1 protein-coding gene is annotated in these 246 nt (G+C 40.2%); it reads left to right on the forward strand.

From position 1 onward, the window contains the following. Positions 1-246, forward strand: a 246-nt coding sequence (locus FC85_RS07965; RefSeq protein ID WP_162255418.1) for a MobA/MobL family protein, incomplete at both ends; no start/stop codon positions are given.

A 246-nucleotide genomic window follows, 5' to 3' on the forward strand; every position in this document is an offset into this window, starting at 1 on the left:
TAACGTGGCTTTACCGGTAGAATTAAGTGAATCCGAACAGAAAGAATTACTGACAAGATATGTGCAAGAAAATTTTGTTGATGAGGGCATGGTAGCCGACGTGGCAATTCATCGCGACCACCCAGATAATCCGCACGCTCATGTGATGTTAACTAATCGGCCGTTTAATTCAGATGGAACATGGGGAATTAAGAGCAAAAAGCAATATATTTTAGATGATAATGGCAACAAAACATATACCGGAAC

Origin of the sequence: Lentilactobacillus diolivorans DSM 14421 (assembly GCF_001434255.1) — a bacterium.
Classification (GTDB): Bacteria; Bacillota; Bacilli; order Lactobacillales; family Lactobacillaceae; genus Lentilactobacillus; species Lentilactobacillus diolivorans.